Raw genomic sequence first — 24485 nt, 5'->3', positions numbered from 1 at the left:
CCCGACCGAGTCGGTTTCGCTGCTGTCGCCGCATATCGCGTTCGGCTAACTTGTTGTTTGCGTCCCCTTGCAATTGGCTCTAGAGGGACGCGATTGCACAAGCCCGGGGGACCAGCCGTGGCAGATGACCCGTCCAAGCTCGAATTTCAGCCCCGCGTCAAGGGCAGCGTCATGGGCTTTCCGGCGCATGAGGGACGGCCTGGCGCGCTTGGCGAGGTTCACGCCCGTCCGCATCCGCTGGTCGAGAAACCGCGCGTGCTGGTGCAGCTTTCCTTCATGACCGAAGCCGGATCCGGCGTCGACCAGGCGGTGCTTTCCGAACTGTCGCGACGCCTCGGCATCGCCGCGCCCGACCCCCACGCCCGCCACCACGCGATGAAGTGGGGCAAGGGCTCGCTGCGCTGGGAACGGCACACGGAATTCTCGACCTATCTGTGGGAAGGGCCGCTCGCCGCGAGCGGCCAGCGCCAGGAAGATTCGCCTTTCGGCAACGGGTTTTCGCCGCCGGGAACGGTGATATCCGGCATCAGGCTCGAAATACGCAAATGGACGCAGGCGAGCGAAAAGCTGATCGCCGGCTTCGACCCGACCAGCCTGTGCTATTCGCTGGTTGAGCGCGGCAACGCCGCTATCGTCACCGATTTCCGCCAGGACGGCGACGGCATGACCCGCATGCTGGTGCTCGACCGCGGCCTGACGCCGGCACGCACCGGCGCGCTGGCGCAACGGCTGATCGATATCGAAACCTACCGCACGCTGGCCATGCTTGGCCTGCCGCTGGCGCTGACCTTGTCCGGTCGCGCCCGCCGCATCGAAGACAGGCTGGCTCAGACCACGCTGGAAATGAAGGTCGCCGAGACCCGCGACAGCCAGACGCTGCTTGCCGACCTGACCGAGCTGGCCGCCGAGCTGGAGGCCGACGCAGCCTCCAGCCTCTACCGCTTCGGCGCCAGCCGCGCCTATGACGGCATCGTCCGCGAGCGCCTGGAGGCGCTGGAGGAGGAGGCGGTGCCCGGTTACGACACCTGGGGCGGGTTCCTGCAGCGTCGCGTCGCCCCCGCCATGCGCACCTGCCGTTCGGTCGAGGAGCGTCAGGCCAATCTGTCGACGAAGCTCACCCGCGCCACCACGCTGCTGCGCACCTGGGTCGACGTCGAGGTCGAGAAGCAGAACCGCGGTCTGCTGGCGTCGATGAACAACCGCGCCCGTCTGCAATTGCGCCTGCAGCAGACGGTGGAAGGTCTCTCGGTCGCTGCTGTCTCCTATTATGTCGTCGGCCTCATCGGCTACGTCGCCAAGGGCGTTTCGATCTTCGGCCATGTCTTTGCGCCGGAGGTCGTCACTGCCGCCTCGGTGCCGCTTGCCATCCTGCTCGTCTGGTGGGGCGTGCGCCGTGTCCGCCGCATGCACTCAGAACCGGCGAAGCAGGTGGGCGAGTAGTCTCCCCCCTTGAGGGGGAGATGTCGCCGAAGGCGACAGAGGGGGTCGCCTCGGTGGAGCGCCAACGCACTACCGACAAGAAATGACGTTGGCACTTTACGCGCCTGGACCCCCTCTGACCGCTTCGCGGCCATCTCCCCCTCAAGGGGGGAGAAGGCCAGCGGCAGATTGCCGCCGCAGAAGCCTGTCCCAGCGTCGGCTTCCGATTTCGGCCAAGCAGGATTTGCAACAGGCACCCGCCGCTGGTAAAACATTTTTACCAGTCAATCGAAGGAGGCTGCTGATGTCCGGCCTGCTGATGCCGAAGCCAGACGACGCCACGATGCGCCGGCGCGACGAGATCGTCGCCGATATGCGCATCATCGTGCCGGGCGAAGGCGTCGTCGACGCCGCCAATTCAATGCGCGCCTTCGAAAGCGACGGCCTCACCGCCTATCGGCAATTGCCGCTGGTCGTGGTGCTGCCCGAAACGGTGGCGCAGGTTTCGCGCGTGCTGAAATATTGCAACGACCGCAACATCCGCGTTGTGCCGCGCGGCTCCGGCACGTCGCTGTCCGGCGGGGCGCTGCCGCTCGAAGACGCGGTGCTGCTAGTCATGAGCCGGTTCAACCGCATTCTCGAGATCGATTTTCCCAACCGCATCGTCGTCGCCCAGCCGGGCGTCACCAATCTCGGCATCACCACCGCCGTCGAGCAGGAGGGTTTTTACTACGCCCCCGATCCATCCTCCCAGATCGCTTGCTCGATCGGCGGCAATGTCGCGGAAAATTCCGGTGGCGTGCATTGCCTGAAATATGGCCTTACCGCCAACAATGTGCTCGGTATCGAGATGGTGCTGATGAATGGCGAGGTGGTGCGGCTCGGCGGCAAGCATCTCGACGCGGAAGGCTACGACCTGCTCGGGGTCATGACCGGTTCCGAAGGGCTGCTGGGCGTCGTCACCGAGGTCACCGTGCGCATCCTGAAGAAGCCGGAGACGGCGCGCGCGCTTTTGATCGGCTTCCCGACCAGCGAGCAGGGCGGCCAATGCGTCGCCGACATCATTGGCGCCGGCATCATCCCGGGCGGCATGGAGATGATGGACCGCCCGGCGATCCACGCAGCCGAGGATTTCGTCCATGCCGGCTATCCCTTGGATGTCGAGGCGCTGCTGATCGTTGAGCTCGACGGGCCGGGCGTCGAGGTCGATCATTTGATCGGCCTTGTCGAAGCCATCGCCTACAGGAACGGCTCGACCACCTGCCGCATCTCGCAGTCGGAGCAGGAGCGGCTGAGCTTCTGGGCCGGCCGCAAGGCAGCCTTCCCGGCGGTCGGCCGCATCTCACCCGACTATTACTGCATGGACGGCACCATCCCGCGCAAGGAACTGCCGCGCGTGCTCGCCGGCATGCGCGAGCTCTCCGAGAAATACGGGCTCGGCGTCGCCAATGTCTTCCATGCCGGCGACGGCAACCTGCATCCGCTCATCCTCTATGACGCCAACATGCCGGGCGAGCTCGACAAGGCGGAAAGCTTCGGCGCCGACATCCTGCGGCTCTGCGTCAAGGTCGGCGGCGTGCTGACCGGCGAGCACGGGGTAGGGGTGGAGAAGCGCGACCTGATGCCGGAAATGTTCAACCAGATCGACCTCGACCAGCAGATGCGGGTCAAATGCGCTTTCGATCCCAACCATCTGCTCAATCCGGGCAAGGTGTTTCCGCAGTTGCGCCGCTGCGCCGAGCTCGGACGCATGCACGTGCATCGCGGGCAAATGGCGTTTCCGGACATTCCGAGGTTTTGATGGCAACGTCTCAAAATGACGGTTCCTCGCCCCCGCGAAGCGGGGGAGAGGTGGCTCGGGCGAAGCCCGAGACGGAGAGGGGGCCTGCGGCCGACGTGCCAAGCCGACGCTCACCTGAAAGGATCGCGCGTGCCCGCGCGCTTCGCCATGGCGACAATCCGGCGGAAGCAACCCTCTGGAACGAGCTGAAGGCCAAGAAGCTGGGCGGATACAAATTCGTGCGTCAGATGCCGATCGGGCCATATTTCGCCGACTTCGCCTGCCGAAGCGAAAAGCTGGTCGTTGAACTGGACGGAAGTCAGCATGCCGGGAGTTCCTACGATAGGCGACGCGACGAATTCATGCGTGGCGAAGGGTTCTCGGTCGTGCGGTTCTGGAATGTCGACGTACTCAAGGGCCGGACGAGCGTTTGCGAGACTATCCTTGCGGTGCTGGAAGGGCGATTGGCCGAAGACGTGATCGCCTCGGACCTGAGGTTCGTTTTTGCGGCCAAGAAGGTTGGGGGTGGCGCTCTATGATTGCCCCCTCTCCGTCTCGGGCTTCGCCCGAGCCACCTCTCCCCCGCTTCGCGGGGGCGAGGAACCAGAGATCGCCATGACCACCTTCACCCCTTCGACCGCAGCCGAAATCCTCTCCACCGTCGCCTGGGCTGCGGCAGAAGAATCGCCGCTCGAAATCCTCGGCCATGGCTCCAAGCGCGGCATCGGCCGTCCGCTGCAGACCGAGCACACGCTCGACCTGTCGAAACTCTCCGGCGTCACGCTTTACGAGCCGGCCGAACTGGTGCTGTCGGCGAAGGCCGGCACGCCGCTCGCCGAGATCGAAAAATTGCTTGCCGAAAACGGCCAGCAGCTGGCCTTCGAGCCGCTGGACTATGGCCCGCTGCTCGGCGGCGAAAAGGGAAAAGGCACGATCGGCGGCGTGCTGGCCTCGAACCTGTCCGGCCCGCGCCGGCTGAAGGCGGGGGCGGCGCGCGACCACATCCTCGGCATAGCAGCCGTCTCTGGTCGCGGCGAGGCGTTCAAGTCCGGTGGCCGCGTGGTCAAGAACGTCACAGGCTATGACCTGTCCAAGCTCATGGCCAACAGCTGGGGCACGCTGGCTGTGTTCACCGACGTCACCTTCAAGGTGCTGCCAGCCGCCGAGACCGAAGTCACGCTCACTCTGCGCGGCCTGCTCGACGATCACGCCGCAGCCGCCATGGCGCTGGCGCTCGGCTCCAGTGTCGAAGTGTCGAGCGCTGCCCATCTTCCCGAACGCGTAGCCGCGCGGGTCGCCGGCGGTAGTCTCGGCAGCGCTGCCGCGACGCTGTTGCGCGTCGAGGGGTTCGGTCCGTCTGTTGCCTACCGCATTACCGCGCTGAAAGATCTGCTCGGGAATGCCGGCCCGCTCGAGGAAATCTCGGGCGATATCTCGCATTCCGTCTGGCGCGATATCCGCGATTGCGCGCCTTTCGTCGACGGTCTAGCAAAGCCGGTGTGGCGCGTCTCGATGGCGCCGGCGCAAGGCCACCAGATGGTGCTGGCGCTGCGCATGCAGGCGGCCGTTGATGCCTTCTATGACTGGCAGGGCGGATTGATCTGGCTGCGCATGGAGCATGGCGATCCCGAAGCCGATCTTCTGCGCGGATTGGTGAGACAACATGGCGGCGGCCATGCGACGCTGGTGCGCGCCGCCCCGTCGCATCGCGCCGCTGTGCCGGTGTTCGAGCCGCAGGCGCCGCAACTGGCAGCATTGGCGGCGCGGCTCAAAGGCGAGTTCGATCCTAAGAACATCCTCAATCCCGGCCGTATGGCGCCGGCTGCAGGCTCTGCTACTCTTGGCCCGGCAACCGAGGGAGCAGCATCATGAGCGACATCAATCCAGGCCCGACCGATTCGGGCAAACCCGCACCGCGCCAGACCGACCGCTGGCTCGAGCCCGGTCCGACCAACGCCCTGATCATTTACATTCTCTACCTTGCCGGCCTGGTGATCGGCGTCACCGGCCTTGTCGGCATCGTCCTGGCCTATATCAACCGCGGCAAATCGGGCGGCTTCGTCGAGAGCCACTACACATTCCTGATCCGCACCTTCTGGATCGGCCTGCTTTATGCGCTGATCTCGGTTGTGCTGATGATGGTGGCGATAGGCGTCGTGCTGATGTTCGCCGTCGCCGTCTGGTTCATCGCCCGCTGCATTCTCGGCCTGCAGGCGCTGCAGCGCGGCGAGCCGGTCAAAAACCCGGAAAGCTGGTTTCTGGGATTATAGGAAATTTTCTAGTGCAGACCAATTTCTCAGCTGCCCAGCTTGCCGATCCGCATGTCGCGGAATCGGAAAAGATCCTGCGCAAATGCGTGCATTGCGGCTTCTGCACAGCCACCTGCCCGACCTACGTGACGCTTGGCAACGAGTTGGATTCGCCGCGTGGGCGGATCTACCTGATCAAGGACATGCTGGAGAACGGTCGCCCCGCCGACAAGGAGATCGTCACCCATATCGACCGTTGCCTGTCCTGCCTCGCCTGCATGACCACCTGTCCGTCGGGCGTCAACTACATGCATCTGGTCGATCATGCCCGCGCCCATATCGAAGAGACCTATAAGCGCCCGCTGCTCGATCGCCTGACACGCGCCATGCTGGCTTTTGTCCTGCCTTATCCCTCGCGTTTTCGTGCTGCGCTCAAGCTGGCGAAGCTCGGCCAGCCATTCGCCGGACTGTTCGAAAAGATCCCGGCGCTGAAGCCGCTGGGCGCGATGCTCAAGCTCGCTCCGGCATCAGTCCCGGCGGCCTCGCCAATGGCTTCGCCGGGCATCCATGCCGGGCAGGGCACGAGAAAAATAGGCCGCGTCGCCATACTCACCGGCTGCGCGCAATCCGTGCTCGATCCCGCCATCAACGACACGACGATCGCGCTGCTGACGCGGCTTGGCGTCGAGGTCGTCGTGCCCGAGGGCGAGGGCTGCTGCGGCGCGCTGGTCCATCACATAGGCCGCGAGGAGGCAGCGCTTGCCTCGGCCAGGAAGAATGTCGACGCCTGGACGCGAGCCATCGACCAAGGCGGCCTTGACGCCATCGTCATCACCGCGTCCGGCTGTGGCACCACGATCAAGGATTATGGTTTCATGCTGCGCCTCGATTCGGCCTATGCCGACAAGGCGGCGCGGGTGTCGGAGTTGGCCAGGGACATTACGGAATATCTGGCGAGCCTCGACCTGCCGGAACCCGTTCGCAAGCCGGGCACCATCGTCGCCTATCACTCCGCGTGCTCGATGCAGCATGGCCAAAAAATCACCCGCCAGCCGAAGGAGCTTCTGGCCAAAGCCGGCTTCGTCGTGCGCGAGCCGCGCGAGGGCCATCTCTGCTGCGGCTCGGCCGGCACCTACAACATCCTGCAGTCCGAGATTTCGGTTCAGCTGCGTGACCGCAAGGTCAGGAATATCGAGGCAACGGGTGCTGAAATCGTCGCCACCGGCAACATCGGCTGCATCACCCAGATCGCTTCGGCGGCGAAGATGCCGGTGGTGCACACGATAAAACTGCTCGACTGGGCTTATGGCGGACCGCAGCCGGAGGGTGTCCCGAAAGACAGGGCAGTCGTGGCCGCGGAGTGATCCACTGACGCTCCCGAAACGCTGCCGTCTTATTCCGCCGCGAGCTTGTCCACCACACCGTAGGTCGCCTGGTAGCGTGCGCGCTGGCGGCTGAGCGCCACCATCGTATTGCGCAAAAGAATCGCCACGGTGATCGGACCGACGCCGCCCGGCACCGGTGTGATCCAGGACGCCACCTCCTTGACGCTCTCGGTATCGACGTCGCCGACGATGCGGCTTTCCCCGTCCGGTCCGATCTCGGCATTGATGCCGATGTCGATGACAGCCGCACCGGGCTTGACCATGTCGGCCTTGATCAGCCGCGGCTTGCCGACCGCGACGAACAGCGCGTCGGCTCGGCGGGCGTGCGCTGCCACCGAGCGCGTCATATGGTGGCAGACCGTCACTGTCGCGCCCTCGCTCATCAGCAGGAAGGCGATAGGCTTGCCGACGATCTCGGAGTGGCCAACGATGACGACCTCGAGTCCCTTGAGATCAAGCCCAGTTTCCCTAAGCAGCTCGACCGAAGCGGCGGCCGTGCACGGCGCGAGGTCTAGCTGGTTGTAGACGATGTTGCCGATCGAAGCTGGATGCATGCCCTCGACGTCCTTGAGCGGATGCACCGCCGCCTGAAGGGTCTTGATCGGGATATGCGCCGGCACCGGCCGCTGGATGATGATGCCGGTGACGCGCGGATCGGCATTAAGGCCGTGGATCGCCGCTTCGAGTTCGCCGGCGGTGATGTCGGCGGGAAAGCGCCTTTCCTCGAAACCGATACCGGCCAATGCTGCCTTGGCGCGCTGGTTCCGGACATAGACATCCACCGCAGCTGTGTCGCCGACGGTGATCGATATCAGTTTGGGCGGAAAGCCTTCGGCGGTGGCGATCGCTGCATCCACGCGCACCGAGGCGATGATGCGTTGGGCGACCGGGCCGCCCCTGAGATAGCGGCTGTCATCGGACAGGGACATGCGTGAACCTTCTGTCTGAAAGTGTTGCTGCCGACATAGCAAAACTCTTGGGATAATGGCAGCTCGAAAGCGAACCGCTATGCCTGTCGCGCGACGTACCGGCGCGAAGATATGCCCGCCAAGGGATGTCAGCAGAAACAAAAAGGGCAGCACGGCTTGCCGCGCTGCCCTTTCGTGACTGGCCGCATCCCCACACGGCCCGTCCCCCGTTGTTCTTTCGTCCGGCCTCAAAAAGCCAAAGCTAATGTCTTTCTAGCCGAGATGATTCGTGACCGCAACTATATCACCACAACCGTTGTGCCAACATTGACCCGTTCATAGAGGTCGACAACATCTTCGTTGCGCATGCGAATGCAGCCCGACGACACCGCGCCGCCGATCGTCCATGGCTGGTTGGTGCCGTGGATGCGGTAGAGTGTCGAGCCAAGATAAAGCGCGCGTGCGCCGAGCGGATTCTCGGCGCCGCCGGCGACATAGGTCGGCAGATAACGGCCCTTGGCGGCCTCGCGCGTGATCATCTCCGCCGGCGGCCGCCATTCGGGCCAGACCTTCTTCTGCGAGATCTTGTGCTTGCCGGCCCATTCGAAGCCCGGCTTGCCGGTCCCGACGCCATAGCGCCGTGCCTTGCCGTTGTTCTCGACCAGATAGAGAAAATTCTCTGTCGTATCGATGACGATCGTGCCCGGTTTGTGCGGACCGTCATAGGCGACTTCCTGCGGCAGGTAGATCGGGTCGATCTGCGGGCGCGCGACCATGCGCTTCTTGGACGGCGCCTGCACCGCGGCCGTATGCAGCTGAGCCGGTTGCGCCTGCCGTTGAGAACGGCGCTGCGGCTTTTGCATCTCTTGCCGGTTTTGGCGGACGATGCCCGGCGCGCGGCCAAGCTGCAGCACCCAAGGCGCCGAAAGGTCGGGGCTCACCATCACCGGCGGCCTGTCGGCATAACGGTCATTGGCGCTGGAGGATGTAGCGGCAGCGGCCAGCGCGGCTGCGGCGCCGAGCAGCGGAAACAAAAATGTCTTCATTGGAACGCACCTTGATCGTCGAACATCCGGGGGCGCAAAAGCGTCCCCGATTTCGTGGACATTGGGCGCGGAGCGGCAACCGAAACGTGAATCGGAATGCGTAAAATGCTCCATTGTCAGTAAACCTTTCGGTGTGGTTACTGGCCGGTTCAGGAATCTGGTAAAGCCGGAGTAAAAGGCGCGCTAAGGCGCATTAACGAATGGAATTCCGCCATGGATGAGAAGACAGGCCTGCTCGCCGGCCCCGATGGTATCGCGCGCTGCTTCTGGCACGGCAATCTGCCGGATTATCTGCACTACCACGACCATGAATGGGGCCGGCCGGTCACCGATGACCGCAGACTGTTCGAAAAGATCTGCCTCGAAGGCTTTCAGTCGGGTCTGTCCTGGCTGACCATATTGCGCAAGCGCGAGAATTTCCGCGAGGCGTTCGCCGGCTTCGATATCGATAAGATCGCCGCCTTCACCGACGAGGATGTCGAGCGCCTGCTCGGCAATGCCGGCATCATCCGCCACCGCGGCAAGATCGTCTCCACCATCAACAACGCCAAGCGCGCGCGTGAAATGGCGGACGAGGCCGGCTCGCTGGCCGCCTGGTTCTGGAAGTTCGAACCCGGCCCGGACGAACGGCCCGAAATCGTCGATCTCGCCCATCTGCGCGCCAATCCGACCACGGCGGTTTCTGTGCGGATTTCGAAGGAGCTGAAGAAACGCGGCTGGAGCTTTGTCGGCCCGACCACCGTCTACGCCTTCATGCAGGCCATGGGGCTGGTCAACGACCATCTCGAGGGCTGCGTCTGCCGCGAGCAAGTCGAGGCGGAGCGGAAGGCGTTCAAGCGGCCGAAGTAGCTCCTTCTTGCCTTCTCCCCTTGTGGGAGAAGGTGGATCGGCGCGCAGCGCCGAGACGGAAGAGGGGTGTTGGACGGAGTGCTGTCGCAGCCAAGCTGGAACACCCCTCATCCGACCGAGCTTCGCTCGGCCACCTTCTCCCACAGGGAGAGAAGGAAAGGGGCACTCAAAAACTCAAGCGCCGCTGGCGCCGGCCAGGAAAAGTCCGGCAACGATGGCCGCCACCGTGGCAAAAGCCGGATAGATCACAAGCAGGCTGGTCACCAGCGCATCACGCATGGTCGGTCCCTTGCGCTCGTCCGCCGCGACCTCGAATGGTCCCGCCGTTTGGCCTGCCGGTCTCGGCGCATGGCCGTCGGCCGGCCGCAAACGAGCGGGCAGCTCGCGGGCGCCACTGTCGATGATATCGAATTGCCGTGCCGTGGTCATGGCCCGAACCCCTTGTTTCGGCGCGCTTTATCGGCTGCGATTGTGTCGGCACGATGCCGCGCTTATGGCGGAATTGTTTCGTTTTGGGTCCGGTTTGTTTCAGGAAACGTGCAAACGCTTGCCGCTCCCGGCTGCATCGGTTAGGACACCCGCGCTGTGGAGTTCAGGAGTTTTTGCCGATCCACGGAGCGCCACGAAACACCGAGTACCCATGCCATGGCCGACAAATCGGAAAAGACGAAAGCGCGGCTGCCGCGCGGCTTTGCCGACCGCAGCGCCGACGACATCCGCGCCGTCGAAAAGATGATGGCGACGATCCGTGGCGTCTACGAGCTTTACGGCTTCGAGCCCGTCGAGCAGCCGCTGATCGAATACACCGATGCGCTGGGCAAATTCCTGCCTGATCAGGACCGGCCGAACGAAGGCGTGTTCTCGTTCCAGGACGATGACGACCAGTGGCTGTCGCTGCGCTACGACCTGACCGCGCCGACGGCGCGTTTCGTCGCCGAGAATTATGACAGGCTGCCGAAGCCGTATCGCAGCTATCGCTCCGGCTGGGTGTTCCGCAACGAAAAGCCCGGTCCCGGCCGCTTCCGCCAGTTCATGCAGTTCGACGCCGACACGGTCGGCACGCCGGGCGTCGCGGCCGATGCCGAAATGGCGATGATGATGGCCGACGTGATGGAAGCGCTCGGCATCAAGCGCGGCGACTACGTCATCAGGGTCAACAACCGCAAGGTGCTGGACGGCGTGCTGGAGGCGATCGGCCTTGGTGGCGACGAGAACATCGGACGCCGGCTGACCGTGCTGCGGGCGATCGACAAGCTGGATAAATTGGGTGTCGAAGGCGTGCGCCTACTGCTTGGCACCGGACGCAAGGACGAGAGCGGTGATTTCACCAAGGGCGCCGGGCTGGACAACGTTCAAGCTGAGGCCGTTCTTTACGCTACGGCGAAGCCTGAGCTAGGTGATTTAGGGCACCCGGATTCCGCGGTGAAAGCCAGCCAGTCCTTCAACGAAGGCGTTGCCGAACTATCAATCATTGAAGACTTGGTAAGGGCAGCTGGATATGGCGAAGACCGCATAATTATGGATCGTTCCGTCGTCCGCGGCCTAGAATACTACACCGGCCCGGTTTACGAGGCCGAGCTTCTGGCTGAAATCCCCAATGAGGATGGCCAGATCGTGCGCTTCGGCTCGGTCGGCGGCGGTGGGCGCTATGACGGCCTCGTCTCGCGCTTCCGTGGTGAGCCGGTGCCGGCAACCGGCTTTTCCATCGGCGTCTCCAGGCTGATGACCGCGCTGAAGAACCTCGGCAAGCTCGACACCTCTGATGTCATCGCTCCGGTCGTCGTGCTCACCATGGACAAGGACACCGAAAGCCTCGGCCGCTACCAGAAGATGGTCGCCGAACTGCGCGCCGCCGGTATCCGCTCCGAAATGTATCTCGGCGGCGCCGGCATGAAGGCGCAGCTCAAATATGCCGACCGCCGCGGCAGCCCGGTCGCCATCATCCAGGGCGGCGACGAGCGCGCCAAGGGCGAGGTGCAGATCAAGGATTTGATCGAAGGCGCCAGGATGTCGGCGGAGATTGTGGACAACGCCGAATGGCGCGCGGCACGCCCGGCGCAGGTGACGGTGGCGGAAAGCGAGCTGGTTGCCGAGGTGAGGAAGATACTTGCGGCGCAGGCCGAGGAGCGGGCGCGTGGCAACTAGGGCGCCGCTCCCTTCTCCCCTTGTGGGAGAAGGTGGCCGAGCGAAGCTCGGTCGGATGAGGGGTGTTCCAGGGAACGCCGACGCCTCATTTCTTCCAGCACCCCTCATCCGTCTTGGCGCTGCGCGCCAATCCACCTTCTCCCACAGGGGGAGAAGGGAAGGGCGCCTGCCATGACCTCCCGCTACCCCGCCATCGCATCAGACATCACCAATCTCTTCGCCGCGCGCAACACCCATGCGGTGGAAGTCGCGGTGCTGCAGCCGGCCGACCCGTTCCTCGACATGGCGGGAGAGGATCTGCGCCGGCGTATTTTTCTCACCGAAAGCGAGACCGGCCAGACGCTTTGCCTGCGGCCTGAATTCACCATTCCGGTCTGCCTCGACCACATTGCCAGCCAGGCCGGCACGCCGCGCCGTTATTCCTATCTCGGCGAGGTGTTTCGCCAGCGCCGCGAGGGCGGCAATGAGTTTTTCCAGGCCGGCATCGAGGATCTCGGCGACCGCGACACGGCCGCTGCCGATGCCCGTTCGCTGGCCGATGCGCATGCGCTGCTTTCGCTGGTGCTGCCGGGCCAGGTCCTGGCGGTGACGCTCGGCGACCAGACCATATTCGAAGCGGTGCTGGCAGCCCTCGGCCTGCCGCGCGGCTGGCGGATGCGGCTGGCCCGCGCCTTCGGTTCGGCACCGATGCTGGAGGCAGCACTTGCCGATCTCGCCAACCCGCCGCGCAATGGCCAGCTTTCCGGCTCGGTCGCGGCCCTTGTCCTCGACGGTGATCTGGAAGCGCTTTCCTCGCACATCGCCGGCGGCATGGAGCAGGCGGGTCTGTCGGCGTCGGCCGGGCGCTCGCCGACCGACATTGCGCGGCGTCTGATCGAGAAGGCCGAGCTGCGCAGCGTGCGGCTGTCGAACGAGGCGTTTTCGGCGCTGAAGACTTTTTTGGCGATCGACGTGCCGCTCGACGGCGCAGCAAAAGCGCTCGAAACCTTCGCGGCCGGTTCTGGTCTCTCGTTGGGAGCGGCGCTGGACAGTTTCGCGGCCCGCGCCAAGGCGATCGAAGCGCATGGCCTGCCAGTCAAAAAAATCCGCTACGATGCCGCCTTCGGCCGCCCGCTCGACTACTACACCGGTCTGGTGTTCGAGATCGCGGCGGAAGACGGCGACCGGCCGCTGGCCGGCGGCGGCCGCTATGACCGGCTGCTGACACTGCTCGGCGCGAAAACGCCGATCCCCGGCGTCGGCTTTTCCGTCTGGCTCGACCGCATCGAAGCGTTGCGGGAGCAGGCGCAATGATCACCCTGGCGATCCCGTCGAAAGGTCGGCTCAAGGAGCAGGCGCTGGAAGTGCTGGCGAGCGCTAGGCTTGCCGTCAGCCTGTCCGGCGACGAGCGCAAATACCGCGCCCGCATCGAAGGCGAGGAAGCCGTTGAGGTGGTGTTCCTGTCGGCGTCCGAAATCGCAGGCGAGATCGGCCAGGGTTCGGTCGATCTCGGCATCACCGGCGAGGATCTGTTGCGCGAAAGCCTCGCCGACTGGGAGGCGCGCGCCGAGATCGTCGCCCGCCTCGGCTTCGGCAATGCCGATGTCGTGGTGGCGGTGCCCGACATCTGGCTCGATGTCGACACGATGGCCGATCTCGACGACGTCGCCGCCGATTTCCGCCAGCGCCACGGCAGGCGGCTCAGGATCGCCACCAAATACTGGCGGCTGACCCAGCAATTCTTTTCGCAAAAGCACGGCATCCAGGTCTATCGCATCGTCGAAAGCCTGGGCGCTACCGAAGGCGCGCCGGCGGCGGGATTGGCCGATGTCGTCGTCGACATCACCACATCAGGCTCGACGCTGCGCGCCAACCATCTGAAGGTGCTGGCCGACGGCGTCATCTTGCGCTCGCAGGCCTGCCTTGTGGCTTCGAAGAAGATCCGCGCGGCCGCCGACGAGGCTGTTCTGCGCGACATCGCTGCGAAAATGAGCGCTCTCCCTCCCTCTTGAGGGGAGGTGCCTCGTGGAGCGAGGCGGGTGGGGTCGTCTCACGTCGAGCACTGCCGCAACGACCCCACCCGTCCATCCGCCTTCGGCGGCTGTCCACCCTCCCCTCGAGGGGGAGGGATCGCCCCCAGTACCATCAACGGGATTTCCACCACCCCGGCAGGCTGATAGACTCGGTCGCCTGCGGAGGAGACGGCGATGCCGATCAATCTCGACGAGTTGAAGAATGCCACAAACCTGCGCAGCCGCCGCCCGCGCAATGGCGCCTCGTTTGTCGCGCCGGTAGACGGCAGGGCGCATGTGTCGGGCGAGCGCACCGTGCCGCTGCTGCAGCAGACGATCCCGGCATTGCTTTCCGACACCGTCAGCAAATACGGCACGCTCGATGCCGCCGTCTTCGTCGAGCAGGACAAGCGCTTCACCTGGAGCGAGCTTTCAGACACGGTGGACGCGCTGGCCGCCGGCTTCCTGGCGCTCGGCCTGGCAAAAGGCGACAGGGTTGGCATCTGGTCACCCAACCGCTGGGAATGGCTGGTGACGCAGTTCGCCACCGCGCGCATCGGCCTTATCCTGGTCAACATCAACCCGGCCTACCGGCTGGTCGAGCTGGACTATGCGCTGAACAAGGTCGGCTGCAAGGCGCTGGTCACAGCCGCCAGTTTCAAGAGCTCCGACTATCTCGGCATGATCGAGACGCTGGCGCCGGAGATCGCGACTGCGACGCCCGGCAAGCTTGAGGCGAAAAAATTGCCGGCGCTGAAGATCGTCATCCGCATGGGCGAGGAGAATTCGCCCGGCATGTTCAATTTCGCCGACGTGCTGGCGATGGCCGGGCGCGACGAGCATGACAGCCTCGACCGCATCTCCGAGGGGCTGAAGCCCGGCGACGCCATCAACATCCAGTTCACGTCAGGCACTACAGGCGCACCCAAGGGCGCGACGCTGACGCACAACAACATCGTCAACAATGGCAATTTCGTCACCTCGGCGATCAGGCTGACCGCCGACGACCGGCTGTGCATCCCGGTGCCGCTTTATCACTGCTTCGGCATGTCGATGGGCACGATCGGTTGCGTCACCAAGGGCGCGACCATGGTTTTCCCCGGCGAGGGGTTCGATGCCGGCGCCACACTGAAAGCGGTGGCGGGCGAACGCTGCACCGGTCTTTACGGCGTGCCGACCATGTTTGTCGGCCTGCTCGACCATCCGGATTTCCAGTCCTTCGATCTCACCAGCCTGCGCACCGGCATCATGGCCGGCTCGCCGTGCCCGATCGAGGTGATGAAGAAGGTGGTGTCGCTGATGCACATGGCAGAGGTGACCATCGCCTATGGCATGACCGAGACCAGCCCGGTCTCTTTCCAGAGCAGCGTCGACGACCCGCTGGAAAAGCGCGTCTCGACCGTCGGGCGCGTCCACCCCCATGTCGAGGTCAAGGCCATCGATGCCGACGGCGCGACTGTTGCGGTCGGCGCGCCGGGCGAGCTCTGCACGCGCGGCTATTCCGTGATGAAGGGCTATTGGGACGACGAGGAAAAGACCCGCGAGGCGATCGACGCCGACGGCTGGATGCACACTGGCGATCTCGCCACCATCGATGCCGAGGGCTATTGCAACATTGTCGGCCGGGTCAAGGATATGGTCATCCGCGGCGGCGAGAACGTCTATCCGCGCGAGGTCGAGGAGTTCCTCTATCGCCATCCCAAGGTCAGGGAAGTGCAGGTGTTCGGAATTCCCGACCCGAAATATGGCGAGGAGCTTTGCGCCTGGATCGTGCTCAAGCCCGGCCAGATCGCCACCGAGCAGGAGATCAAGGCCTTCTGTACGGACCAGATCGCCCACTACAAGATCCCGCGCCACATCCGCTTCCGCACCGAATTGCCGATGACGGTGACCGGCAAGCCGCAGAAATTTCTCATGCGCAAGGCGATGGTCGAGGAGCTGGGGCTGGTGGCGGCGAAGACGGCTTGAGGGGGGCAGGAGCGCGCCCTCGCAACCTACTTCAGAATCGCAGCGAGTTCGATCAAGTTATTTGCCATGTATTCCCAACCACCGAGCGGCTCGATGGCGGCAGCCTTTGACGGGTCGTGCGCATTTAAGCGAACGACATATGCCGTCTTCAATCCGCATCGACGCGCGGCGTCCAGATCGTAGTCGTGGGCGGCAACCAGCATCGCCCTGTTCGGCTCCACGCCCAGCAGCTCGCAGGCACGAAGATACACCTGTGGCATCGGCTTATAGGTCTCGGAGACATCAGCGCCCAGGATCGTATCCCATGGCAGCCCGGCATGTTTTGCCACGTCCACCAGAAGTCGGGTGTTCCCATCGGACAGCGGCGCGACGATGAAGCGTTCCTTCAATCTGGAGAGGCCTTCCACCGAATCCGGCCACGGCTTGAGGCGGTGCCAGGCCAGATTGAGGTCTTCCAGTTCGGCGCTCGGAAAAGCCGATGGCGTCAGCCCGAACCCCTTCAGGCACGCTTCCAGGTTTTCCATATTGAGCAGATCGAGCGGGACAAAGGGCCGCTGACCACTCCGGACGGCTTCAACCGATGGGTCATAGCGTCCAACCCAAGCATCGGCAAAAGCACCGGCATCGATATGCAGGGCGTCATGGCGCTTAAGAAACGAACTCGCCTCCGCCGCTATGCTGCCGCGCCAATCGACAACGGTTCCCAAGACGTCGAAGAACAATACCTCAACTTTCGTCACTTTTAGCTCTCCATGCTCGTCGGTCTGGTGGTCCGCCAGTCGCGGTAAGAGGGATCGATCTTGTTGCCGCTTGAAATAGTCGAAATGCGTGAAAGCCTGATAGTTGTAAAGCAGCCAGCCGTCCGCTGTTTTCAGCGCCAGATCGTCGGACATGACCCAGATCGCCGGACATGACATTGAGCGGTTGCCAGTCGGTCGGCCTCCCAGTACTGATTCGATCTATCGGCCGCTGCGAATACCTTGAGCGCGTCGGAAACATCGGCGGCGACGGCGAGGCCCTCGCTAGCCTTGCTTTCGATTTCCGCTGTCAACTGGCTGAGCGCGTTTGTGGCGGGCGAGCAGAGGCGCCGGTGACCACCGTTGTCATTCCGCTTTCAATCCGACGGCGCCAGGTCGGTGTTGGCAAAGTCTAAACCGCCGGTCCTTCGAGCCCGCTTCTCTCGTGCGATTTCCACAGGAACCAGCCGAGGACGGCGCCGAAGAAGAATGTGTGGGCAACGAACTGCAGGACCGGGCTTGCTTGCAGGAACCACGGGAATGCGATCGGCGCGATCACATAAAAATTGACGAGCCACAAGGCGAGGCCAAAGACGCTGCCGAGACCAATGAAGGCGGCGGATCCTCGCAGCATTGAGGCAATCTCCCCGAACACGATACCGTAGATGATGGCCAGGATCAGATGCACGATCACGCCGGCAATGCTGGCCGTCAGGAGCGAATAGCCAGGATCGAGAGCTTCCGGTCCAAGCGCGATGGCGCCGATCATGCGCAGGGGCATGAAAAACGCTTCCGCCCCCATCATGAACGCACTCGCCGTCATTTCGAACGCCGCAAAGACGAGGCCGGCGACAATGCCCGCAACGGCCCCCTGTTGGAGTCCCCATCGGATGTCGCGCGGCGTCACTGGTGTGTGGATGTAATCACGGTAAGCCATGATACTGCTCCCTTCTGGAACGCAGACTCCTCCAGAAAACCAATGCGGGATGCGCGTCGGCGGTTCCGGCCGTTCGGCGCAATTCACGGGGATTTGATTGAAGTTGGGGTTTTCTCAGGCCGAACGGGTGCAGCGATGGGCCAGCAGACTTTCCGCCAGATAATACAGTGCGTCTCGCCTCAGGCCGCCAGCACCGCCGCATCCAGCCCGCGAATAATCTTCGCCAGCTCCACACACTCGTCGTGGCGTACCTTGTTGCGCCGCCAGGCGAGGCAGACCGTGCGCTGCGGCATCGGTTCTTGGAATGGCACGATCTTCAGATCGGGGATAGTGCTGGCTGGTCCTGCCGCCATTTCCGGAATGAGCGTGACGCCGAGCCCGTGCGCCACCATCTGCAGCAACGTCGTCAAGCTGGTCGCGCCGTAGCTTGCCATTGCCACCGGCCGCACGCTGCCGCAGACGGCAAGCGCCTGTTCGCGCAGGCAATGGCCTTCCTCCAGCAGCATCAGCCTTTCGAGCGCCGGGCTTTCCGGCGGAACCGGCGGCGAGGCGAAGGCGGGATCGCCGGCCGGCACGGCAAGGAAGAACCGGTCGGAGAAAAGCGCCTCGGTGATCAGCCCGGGCTGATCGAGGGGAAGGGCCGCGATGAAGGCGTCGAGCTTTCCCAAAGCGGTGTCCTCGACCAGCGATGCGGTCACCGCTTCGCGCAATTCGAGCTGCAAGGCCGGAAAATGCCGTCTCAGCTCCGGCAGCACATGCGGCAGGAGATAGGGCGCCACCGTCGGGATTATGCCGAGCCGGAAGCGTCCTTCCATGGCGGGACGCCCACGCCGGGCCGTGGTCTCGATCTCGCGGATATCGGCAAGAATACGCTCGATGCGCGGCAGCATAGCCTGCGCCTCGTCGGTCATCCGAACCGATTTGCCGCCGCGCTCGAACAGCCGGCAGTTGAGCCGCAGCTCCATCTCCGCAATCTGCGAGGACAGCGCCGGCTGGCTGACGCCGGCGAGCTTCGCGGCGCGGCCGAAATGCAGCGTCTGTGCCAGCGCCTCGAAATATTGCATCTGTCGGACAGTGAGACCTATCATAAGGAAAACCTATCGTAACAAACAGGAAAGGCAATTTGTTTTTATCGGCAATGCGGCCTAGTCTGGAACCATTCCAGAATGGCGTGGCTCAAGGCCCGTCCGGAAAATCAACAAATCCCGGAAATCAACAAATCGGAGAGAACGATGGACGCAAAGACCGATGACAATAGCGCGGGAAAATGCCCGGTCGCGCATGGATCGGCCGGCAGGACCAACCGTGACTGGTGGCCAAACCAGCTTGACCTTGCCGTTCTCCACCAGCAGTCGAGCCTCTCGGATCCGATGGGCGAGAACTTCGACTACGCCGAGGAATTCAAGAGCCTCGATCTCGATGCGGTGATCAAGGACCTGCACCAGGTGATGACCGATTCGCAAGATTGGTGGCCGGCCGATTTCGGCCATTACGGCCCGCTCTTCATCCGCATGGCCTGGCACAGCGCCGGCACCTATCGCATAGGCGATGGCCGTGGCGGCGCCGGCGCCGGCCAGCAGCGTTTCGCGCCGCTCAACAGCTGGCCGGACAACGCCAATCTCGACAAGGCACGCCGGCTGCTGTGGCCGATCAAGCAGAAATACGGCAGGAAGATCTCCTGGGCCGATCTGTTGATCCTCACCGGCAACGTCGCGCTGGAATCGATGGGCTTCAAGACGTTCGGCTTCGCCGGCGGGCGCGCCGATGTCTGGGAGCCCGAGCAGGACGTGGACTGGGGGTCGGAAACCAAGTGGCTCGGCGACGAGCGTTATTCCGGCGACCGCGAACTTCGGGGCCATCTCGGCGCCGTGCAGATGGGGCTGATCTACGTCAACCCGGAAGGGCCGAATGGCACGCCCGATCCGTTGGCCTCGGCACGCGACATCCGTGAAACCTTCGCACGCATGGCTATGAACGACGAGGAAACCGTGGCGCTCATCGCCGGCGGTCACACCTTCGGCAAGACCCACGGCGCCGGCGATGCATCGCTGGTGGGGCCGGAGCCGGAAGGCGCCGGCATCGAGGCGCAGGGCCTCGGCTGGTCGAGCAAGCACGCCACCGGCATTGCCGGCGACGCCATCACCTCGGGCCTCGAAGTGACCTGGACCACGACGCCGACCAAATGGAGCAACAACTTCTTCGATAATCTGTTCAACTACGAATGGGAACTGACCAAGAGCCCGGCTGGCGCCCATCAATGGACGCCGAAGGGCGGCGCCGGTACAGGCTCGGTGCCGGACGCGCACGATCCGTCGAAGCGCCGCGCGCCGGCGATGCTGACCACCGACCTCGCGCTGCGGGTCGACCCGGCCTATGAGAAGATCTCGCGGCGTTTCCACGAGAATCCGGATCAGTTCGCCGATGCCTTCGCCCGCGCCTGGTTCAAGCTGACCCATCGCGACATGGGGCCGGTTGTCCGCTATCTCGGCCCGCTCGTGCCGAAGGAAGAGCTGATCTGGCAGGACCCTATCCCGGCCGTCGATCACGAACTGATCAGCGAGCAGGACATCGCCTCGCTGAAGGCGAAGATACTGACCTCTGGCCTGTCCGTTTCCGAACTGGTCTCGACCGCCTGGGCCTCGGCCTCGACGTTCCGCGGTTCCGACAAGCGCGGCGGCGCCAACGGCGCACGCATCCGTCTGGCGCCGCAGAAGGACTGGGAAGTCAATCAGCCGACCGAACTGTCGAAGGTGCTTGCGCAGCTCGAAGGCGTCCAGAGCGAGTTCAACGCCGGGCAGACGGGCGACAAGAAGGTCTCGCTTGCCGACCTGATCGTTCTCGGCGGCGTCGCCGCGATCGAGAAGGCCGCCAAGGACGGCGGCCATGACGTGGAGGTGCCTTTCACGCCAGGCCGCATGGACGCCTCGCAAGAGCAGACGGACGTCCAGTCCTTTGCCGCGATCGAGCCAAAAGTCGATGGCTTCCGCAATTATGTCAGGGGCAAGCAGCCGATGTCGGTCGAAGCGATGCTGGTCGATCAGGCGCAGCTGCTGACCTTGACGGCGCCCGAGATGACGGTGCTCGTCGGCGGGTTGCGGGTGCTCGGCGCCAACACCGGCAAGTCGAAGCACGGGGTGTTCACCGACAGGCCGGGCACGTTGACCAACGATTTCTTCGTCAACCTGCTCAGCATGAACACGGTCTGGGATCCGGCCGCCGGCTCCGATGAAGTCTACGAAGCGCGCGACCGCAAGACCAAGGCGGTCAAGTGGATCGGCACCCGCGCAGATCTGATCTTCGGCTCGCACGCGCAGTTGCGTGCGCTTGCCGAGGTCTACGGGTCGGCGGACGCCGGGCAGAAGTTCGTTAGGGATTTCGTCGCGGCCTGGACCAAGGTGATGAACGCCGACCGCTTCGATCTTGCCCGGGGCTGAGGCGGCAAGTGATTCTCCAATTTAACAAAAAGGCGCGGGCCTTGACCCGCGCCTTTTTGTATTGAAGCCTTCGAAAATCAGTCTTTCTCGAAGATGCGGGTCTTGGCGACCACGCCGGCGATGGCGCCGCCGATCAGCGGTGCGACAATGAACAGCCAGAGCTGGCCAATCGCGACACTTCCTGAAAACAGCGCCGGGCCGATCGAGCGGGCCGGATTGAGCGACGTGCCGGTCACCGGGATGATGGCGAAGTGCAGCCCCGCCAGCGTCAGGCCGATGACAAGGCCGGCAAAGGCTGTCGTGTGGCTGCCGCTGGTGACGCCGAGGATCACCGTCACGAAGGTGAAGGTTCCGATCAGCTCCCACAGGAACGCCGAGCTGACGCCCCATTTCGTCGCATCCCAGCCATTGGCGCCGAAGCCGCCGGTGTGTCCGCCGACCTGTCCGGAGACGATGATCCACAGCGCCAGCGACGCGATGATGGCGCCGATGATCTGCGCGATCCAATAGGGGATGACGTCCTTGGCCTGCATTCGGCCGGCAAGGAACACGCCGAGCGTCACCGCCGGGTTGAGATGCGCGCCCGAGATCGGGCCGATCGCATAGGCAGCCGCAATCAAGCCGATGCCGAATGCAAGACCGATGCCTTCCTGGCCGAGCGGCAGCGCGCCGCCGAAGCCGCCCGTCACCACCGAAGCCGTGCCGATGAACACCAGTAGAAATGTTCCTAGAACTTCCGCCAGATAAGTCTTCATTGCCCTCTCCTCGTAATTTTCCCGCCGATCCGCTTGCAGTTCTTGGCGAATCACGCAGCGAAAGAGTATCGCAACTTCAAAAGTTTGGAAGCACAAGCATTGCGCCGACTACAGCGCCGCGCGTCCTTTGGGACGCGCAAAGGACGCTGTAGCAGTTTGATTTTGCGCATGATCCCTTACCGAAAAATCGATTCCGATTTTCGGGGTCGTGCGCTAGAGCTGTGGGTGCCGACATATCTGCGCTCGATCTGGTATCCGAGGCTCTCCCCGCTTGTGTGCGCCAGTCGCGCGCTTTAGAGCAGGGCGGAAGTAATTTGCTGAATAACGGAATAAGAAGATGCGACTGGGCGGACGGCTGGCGGCGGCCATCGAAGTGCTGGAGGATATCGGCCGGCGGCACCGACCGGTCGCCGATGCGCTGAAGGACTGGGGCCTGTCGCATCGCTTCGCCGGCGGCGGCGATCGCGCTGCGATCGGCAACATCGTCTATGACGCGCTGCGCCGGAAGCGCTCGGCCGGCTTTTTGCTGGGCGAGGACACGCCGCGCGCCATCGGCTTCGGCGCGCTGCTGCTCGAATGGAACCAGACCGCGCAGTCGCTGAACGAAGCGCTCGACGGCGACAAATTCGCGCCGCCGCTGCTCAGCGCCGACGAGCTGAAGGCGGTCGCCGATAGTAGGCTTGCCGATGCGCCGCCCGCGGTGCGCGCCGACATTCCGGACTGGTGCGAACCGCTTTTCGAACGGGCCTTCGGCGCCAGCTGGGTCGATGAAGGCGCTGCACTTGCGACGCGTCCGCCGCTCGACCTCAGGGTCAACACGCTGCGGGCCGATCGCAGCAAGGTGCTCGCCGAACTGGCCGAGACCGATGCCAAGGCTGCACGGATCGCGCCGCACGGCATCCGCATCCCGCCGATCGCAGGTGACGGCAGGCATCCGAACGTGCAGGCGGAACCGGCCTTCCAGAAAGGCTGGTTCGAGGTTCAGGACGAAGGCTCGCAGATCGCCGCCACGCTGGCTGGCGCGGAGGCTGGGATGCAGGTCCTCGACTTTTGCGCCGGCGCCGGCGGCAAGACGCTGGCACTGTCGGCGGCGATGGACAATCGCGGCCAGGTGTTTGCCCATGATGTCGAAAAGGCGCGGCTGGCGCCGATCTTCGACCGCATCCGCCGCTCGGAAAACCGCAACGTGCAAATCGTCACCAAGCCGACGGAGCTCAGCACCCTCTCGGGCCACATGGATATCGTCCTGGTCGACGCACCGTGCACCGGCAGCGGCACTTGGCGGCGCCGGCCCGATGCCAAATGGCGGCTGACGCAGAGACAGCTCGATGCACGCAAAGGCGAGCAATCGGCGATCCTCGACGCGGCCAACGCCTTCGTCAAACCGGGCGGGCTGCTGGTCTATATCACCTGCTCGGTGTTCGACGAGGAGAATGGAGAACAGGTCGCAGCCTTCCAGGATCGTAACAGCGACTTTATTCCAGTCGATCACCGCCAGCTCTGGGACAGCCGCTTTCCGGGCCACGAGGCGGCCGCGCGGATCGGCGCCGCAGGCGGCATTTCGCTGTCGCCGGCGCTGAGCGGTACCGATGGGTTTTATGTCTGCGCGCTACGCAAGGGCGGCTGAATCTTGCCAGCGGACTTGATTGTTGCAGTGCAGCAATAGCGATTGCCTGCCGCTCATGCCTCTGCAATAAGCTTTTCAGACAGGAGCGTGACAAGCCATGGCTGCAAAGATCGTACCCGCCCCCGACTATGAGGATCGCGTCAGGACGTCCTTCGCGCGGCAGAACGCCATGATGACCATCGGCGCCGAGCTGACGCTGGTGACGCCCGGCATCATCGAGATCGAGATGCCCTATTCGGCGGCGCTGACCCAGCAGCATGGCTTCCTCCATGCCGGCGTCATTTCGACGGCGCTGGACTCGGCCTGCGGCTATGCAGCATTCTCGCTGATGCCGGAGAACTCCGGCGTGCTGACCATCGAGTTCAAGGTCAACCTGCTGGCGCCGGGCCGGGGCGAGCGCTTCCTGTTCCGCGGCTCGGTGACAAAGCCCGGCCGCACCATCATCGTCGCCGACGGCCAGGCCTATGCCTTCGCTGTCGACGGCGAGGCCAAGCTGATCGCCACTATGACCGGAACGATGATGACGGTGGTCGGTCGCGATGGCATCGAAGGCTGATCCGATGCGCAAGGCGGTCAGGATTGCGGGTAGGGACGTCCTCTTCGTGATGGCGGCGCAGGCCGAATACGGTCCGCATCTGCAGCGGCTTTTCACGCCTGTCATGACAGGGGTGGGGCCGGTCGAGGCGGGTGTCAGGCTGGGCGCGGAACTGTCATGGCTGAAGTCTGAAAAGGCGCTGCCGGACCTCGTCGTGTCGCTCGGTTCGGCTGGGAGCCGGACGCTGGAGCAGACGGAAATCTACCAGGCCGTTTCGGTCGCCTACCGCGACATCGACGCCTCGCCACTGGGGTTCGAGAAGGGCGCGACGCCGTTTCTCGACCTGCCGGTGACCGTGCCGCTGCCGTTCAGGATTCCTGATATAAGAGAGGCGACGCTGTCGACCGGCGCGGCGATCATTTCCGGCAGCGCCTACGATGCGATTGCGCAGGACATGGTCGACATGGAGACCTTCGCCTGCCTGCGTGCCTGCCAACTGTTCGGCGTGCCGCTCGTCGGCCTGCGCGGCATTTCCGACGGGGCTGCCGATCTCAGGCATGTCGGCGACTGGAAGGAGTATCTCCACGTCATCGACGAGAAGCTGGCGGATGCGGTCATGCGGCTGGAACAGGCGATCGGGTCCGGCGCGCTGGAATTCGGACCATCGCATGAGGACGCGAAATCGGATTGAGAGCCGCCTCTCAGCCCATTGCGCCGACT

General features: G+C 64.0%; 22 protein-coding genes. 15 read left to right on the top strand and 7 right to left on the bottom strand.

The annotated features are described in order from the left end of the window. Positions 1–117 precede the first annotated feature (117 nt). The 6 genes from EJ075_RS05240 (at position 118) to glcF (ending at position 6812) form a co-directional block, all read left to right on the top strand. Complete coding sequence (locus EJ075_RS05240) at positions 118–1440, top strand: DUF3422 family protein (RefSeq protein ID WP_126103629.1); 1323 nt, start codon at positions 118–120, stop codon at positions 1438–1440. Between the two features lie 283 nt (positions 1441–1723). Next, positions 1724–3220, top strand: a complete 1497-nt coding sequence (locus EJ075_RS05235) for an FAD-linked oxidase C-terminal domain-containing protein (RefSeq protein WP_126103628.1) — start codon at positions 1724–1726, stop codon at positions 3218–3220. A 50-nt stretch (positions 3221–3270) separates the two neighbouring features. Then, entirely contained in the window at positions 3271–3738 is a 468-nt protein-coding gene (locus EJ075_RS05230; RefSeq protein ID WP_126103627.1) for a DUF559 domain-containing protein, read from the top strand. Between the two features lie 76 nt (positions 3739–3814). Then, positions 3815–5071, top strand: coding sequence for an FAD-binding protein (locus tag EJ075_RS05225; RefSeq protein WP_126103626.1), 1257 nt, complete (start codon positions 3815–3817; stop codon positions 5069–5071). Beyond that, positions 5068–5469, top strand: coding sequence for a DUF4870 domain-containing protein (locus EJ075_RS05220; protein WP_126103625.1), 402 nt, complete (start codon positions 5068–5070; stop codon positions 5467–5469). Before EJ075_RS05225 ends, EJ075_RS05220 begins: the two co-directional genes overlap by 4 nt. 11 nt (positions 5470–5480) lie before the next feature. Then, positions 5481–6812 carry a glycolate oxidase subunit GlcF gene (glcF, locus tag EJ075_RS05215; RefSeq protein WP_126103624.1) on the top strand — a complete coding sequence of 444 codons (1332 nt, stop codon included), beginning with the start codon at positions 5481–5483 and terminating at the stop codon, positions 6810–6812. 29 nt (positions 6813–6841) lie between these two features. Here the strand turns inward: glcF and EJ075_RS05210 are convergent, their stop codons facing one another. Continuing rightward, positions 6842–7762: a bifunctional 5,10-methylenetetrahydrofolate dehydrogenase/5,10-methenyltetrahydrofolate cyclohydrolase gene (locus EJ075_RS05210; protein ID WP_095483576.1), complete on the bottom strand. Its 921-nt coding sequence runs from the start codon at positions 7760–7762 to the stop codon at positions 6842–6844. Positions 7763–8040: 278 nt separating this feature from the next. Further along, entirely contained in the window at positions 8041–8787 is a 747-nt protein-coding gene (locus EJ075_RS05205; RefSeq protein ID WP_126103623.1) for a L,D-transpeptidase, read from the bottom strand. A 213-nt stretch (positions 8788–9000) separates the two neighbouring features. Here EJ075_RS05205 and EJ075_RS05200 point away from each other — a divergent pair, with 213 nt between their 5' ends. Next, positions 9001–9636, top strand: a complete 636-nt coding sequence (locus EJ075_RS05200; protein WP_126103622.1) for a DNA-3-methyladenine glycosylase I — start codon at positions 9001–9003, stop codon at positions 9634–9636. A gap of 174 nt (positions 9637–9810) precedes the next feature. On the opposite strand, the gene EJ075_RS05195 is transcribed toward EJ075_RS05200, so the two are convergent. Next, a complete protein-coding gene (locus tag EJ075_RS05195; RefSeq protein ID WP_126103621.1) occupies positions 9811–10065 on the bottom strand; it encodes a hypothetical protein in 255 nt (84 codons plus the stop codon). A 216-nt stretch (positions 10066–10281) separates the two neighbouring features. Between EJ075_RS05195 and hisS the strand changes: the two genes are divergently transcribed. The 4 genes from hisS (at position 10282) to EJ075_RS05175 (ending at position 15740) form a co-directional block, all read left to right on the top strand. Beyond that, entirely contained in the window at positions 10282–11781 is a 1500-nt protein-coding gene (hisS, locus tag EJ075_RS05190) for a histidine--tRNA ligase (protein WP_126103620.1), read from the top strand. A 171-nt stretch (positions 11782–11952) separates the two neighbouring features. Then, positions 11953–13074 (top strand): ATP phosphoribosyltransferase regulatory subunit, encoded by a 1122-nt coding sequence (locus tag EJ075_RS05185; protein WP_126103619.1) that lies wholly within the window; start codon positions 11953–11955, stop codon positions 13072–13074. Then, a complete protein-coding gene (gene hisG / locus EJ075_RS05180; RefSeq protein WP_126103618.1) occupies positions 13071–13772 on the top strand; it encodes an ATP phosphoribosyltransferase in 702 nt (233 codons plus the stop codon). The genes EJ075_RS05185 and hisG overlap by 4 nt, the downstream gene beginning before the upstream one ends. A gap of 195 nt (positions 13773–13967) precedes the next feature. Further along, positions 13968–15740 carry an AMP-binding protein gene (locus EJ075_RS05175; RefSeq protein WP_126103617.1) on the top strand — a complete coding sequence of 591 codons (1773 nt, stop codon included), beginning with the start codon at positions 13968–13970 and terminating at the stop codon, positions 15738–15740. A 26-nt stretch (positions 15741–15766) separates the two neighbouring features. Here the strand turns inward: EJ075_RS05175 and EJ075_RS05170 are convergent, their stop codons facing one another. From EJ075_RS05170 to EJ075_RS05160, 3 genes are all read right to left on the bottom strand, one after another. Next, positions 15767–16633, bottom strand: a complete 867-nt coding sequence (locus EJ075_RS05170; protein ID WP_126103616.1) for a haloacid dehalogenase type II — start codon at positions 16631–16633, stop codon at positions 15767–15769. Between the two features lie 256 nt (positions 16634–16889). Then, a complete protein-coding gene (locus tag EJ075_RS05165) occupies positions 16890–17414 on the bottom strand; it encodes a hypothetical protein (RefSeq protein WP_126103615.1) in 525 nt (174 codons plus the stop codon). 179 nt (positions 17415–17593) lie between these two features. Next, the gene (locus tag EJ075_RS05160; protein WP_126103614.1) at positions 17594–18502 is read right to left on the bottom strand and encodes a hydrogen peroxide-inducible genes activator; all 909 of its coding nucleotides are present in this window, start codon (positions 18500–18502) and stop codon (positions 17594–17596) included. 144 nt (positions 18503–18646) lie between these two features. Here EJ075_RS05160 and katG point away from each other — a divergent pair, with 144 nt between their 5' ends. Further along, positions 18647–20848 carry a catalase/peroxidase HPI gene (katG, locus tag EJ075_RS05155; RefSeq protein WP_126103613.1) on the top strand — a complete coding sequence of 734 codons (2202 nt, stop codon included), beginning with the start codon at positions 18647–18649 and terminating at the stop codon, positions 20846–20848. A gap of 77 nt (positions 20849–20925) precedes the next feature. Here katG and EJ075_RS05150 read toward each other — a convergent pair whose 3' ends face one another. Then, a complete protein-coding gene (locus EJ075_RS05150) occupies positions 20926–21603 on the bottom strand; it encodes an aquaporin (RefSeq protein ID WP_095483588.1) in 678 nt (225 codons plus the stop codon). Between the two features lie 337 nt (positions 21604–21940). Here EJ075_RS05150 and EJ075_RS05145 point away from each other — a divergent pair, with 337 nt between their 5' ends. From EJ075_RS05145 to EJ075_RS05135, 3 genes are all read left to right on the top strand, one after another. Then, the gene (locus tag EJ075_RS05145; protein ID WP_126103612.1) at positions 21941–23230 is read left to right on the top strand and encodes an RsmB/NOP family class I SAM-dependent RNA methyltransferase; all 1290 of its coding nucleotides are present in this window, start codon (positions 21941–21943) and stop codon (positions 23228–23230) included. A 97-nt stretch (positions 23231–23327) separates the two neighbouring features. Continuing rightward, positions 23328–23786, top strand: a complete 459-nt coding sequence (locus tag EJ075_RS05140) for a PaaI family thioesterase (protein ID WP_126103611.1) — start codon at positions 23328–23330, stop codon at positions 23784–23786. Between the two features lie 4 nt (positions 23787–23790). Then, positions 23791–24456: a 5'-methylthioadenosine/S-adenosylhomocysteine nucleosidase gene (locus EJ075_RS05135; RefSeq protein ID WP_126107241.1), complete on the top strand. Its 666-nt coding sequence runs from the start codon at positions 23791–23793 to the stop codon at positions 24454–24456. Positions 24457–24485: the final 29 nt, after the last annotated feature.

Origin of the sequence: Mesorhizobium sp. M6A.T.Cr.TU.016.01.1.1, assembly GCF_003952585.1 — a bacterium.
Lineage (GTDB): Bacteria > Pseudomonadota > Alphaproteobacteria > Rhizobiales > Rhizobiaceae > Mesorhizobium > Mesorhizobium mediterraneum.
The sequence above is the reverse complement of the archived record's forward strand: the minus strand, read 5'-3'. Positions and strand labels throughout refer to the sequence as shown.

What these genes read in the sequence shown, in the direction of transcription:
- EJ075_RS05235 (WP_126103628.1), top strand. Translation starts at nt 1,724, where the DNA reads ATGTCCGGCCTGCTGATGCCGAAGCCAGACGACGCCACGATGCGCCGG.
- EJ075_RS05225 (WP_126103626.1), top strand. Translation starts at nt 3,815, where the DNA reads ATGACCACCTTCACCCCTTCGACCGCAGCCGAAATCCTCTCCACCGTC.
- EJ075_RS05220 (WP_126103625.1), top strand. Translation starts at nt 5,068, where the DNA reads ATGAGCGACATCAATCCAGGCCCGACCGATTCGGGCAAACCCGCACCG.
- EJ075_RS05210 (WP_095483576.1), bottom strand. Translation starts at nt 7,762, where the DNA reads ATGTCCCTGTCCGATGACAGCCGCTATCTCAGGGGCGGCCCGGTCGCC.
- EJ075_RS05205 (WP_126103623.1), bottom strand. Translation starts at nt 8,787, where the DNA reads ATGAAGACATTTTTGTTTCCGCTGCTCGGCGCCGCAGCCGCGCTGGCC.
- EJ075_RS05200 (WP_126103622.1), top strand. Translation starts at nt 9,001, where the DNA reads ATGGATGAGAAGACAGGCCTGCTCGCCGGCCCCGATGGTATCGCGCGC.
- EJ075_RS05195 (WP_126103621.1), bottom strand. Translation starts at nt 10,065, where the DNA reads ATGACCACGGCACGGCAATTCGATATCATCGACAGTGGCGCCCGCGAG.
- hisS (WP_126103620.1), top strand. Translation starts at nt 10,282, where the DNA reads ATGGCCGACAAATCGGAAAAGACGAAAGCGCGGCTGCCGCGCGGCTTT.
- EJ075_RS05185 (WP_126103619.1), top strand. Translation starts at nt 11,953, where the DNA reads ATGACCTCCCGCTACCCCGCCATCGCATCAGACATCACCAATCTCTTC.
- hisG (WP_126103618.1), top strand. Translation starts at nt 13,071, where the DNA reads ATGATCACCCTGGCGATCCCGTCGAAAGGTCGGCTCAAGGAGCAGGCG.
- EJ075_RS05175 (WP_126103617.1), top strand. Translation starts at nt 13,968, where the DNA reads ATGCCGATCAATCTCGACGAGTTGAAGAATGCCACAAACCTGCGCAGC.
- EJ075_RS05170 (WP_126103616.1), bottom strand. Translation starts at nt 16,633, where the DNA reads ATGTCCGACGATCTGGCGCTGAAAACAGCGGACGGCTGGCTGCTTTAC.
- EJ075_RS05165 (WP_126103615.1), bottom strand. Translation starts at nt 17,414, where the DNA reads ATGGCTTACCGTGATTACATCCACACACCAGTGACGCCGCGCGACATC.
- EJ075_RS05160 (WP_126103614.1), bottom strand. Translation starts at nt 18,502, where the DNA reads ATGATAGGTCTCACTGTCCGACAGATGCAATATTTCGAGGCGCTGGCA.
- katG (WP_126103613.1), top strand. Translation starts at nt 18,647, where the DNA reads ATGGACGCAAAGACCGATGACAATAGCGCGGGAAAATGCCCGGTCGCG.
- EJ075_RS05150 (WP_095483588.1), bottom strand. Translation starts at nt 21,603, where the DNA reads ATGAAGACTTATCTGGCGGAAGTTCTAGGAACATTTCTACTGGTGTTC.
- EJ075_RS05145 (WP_126103612.1), top strand. Translation starts at nt 21,941, where the DNA reads ATGCGACTGGGCGGACGGCTGGCGGCGGCCATCGAAGTGCTGGAGGAT.
- EJ075_RS05140 (WP_126103611.1), top strand. Translation starts at nt 23,328, where the DNA reads ATGGCTGCAAAGATCGTACCCGCCCCCGACTATGAGGATCGCGTCAGG.
- EJ075_RS05135 (WP_126107241.1), top strand. Translation starts at nt 23,791, where the DNA reads ATGCGCAAGGCGGTCAGGATTGCGGGTAGGGACGTCCTCTTCGTGATG.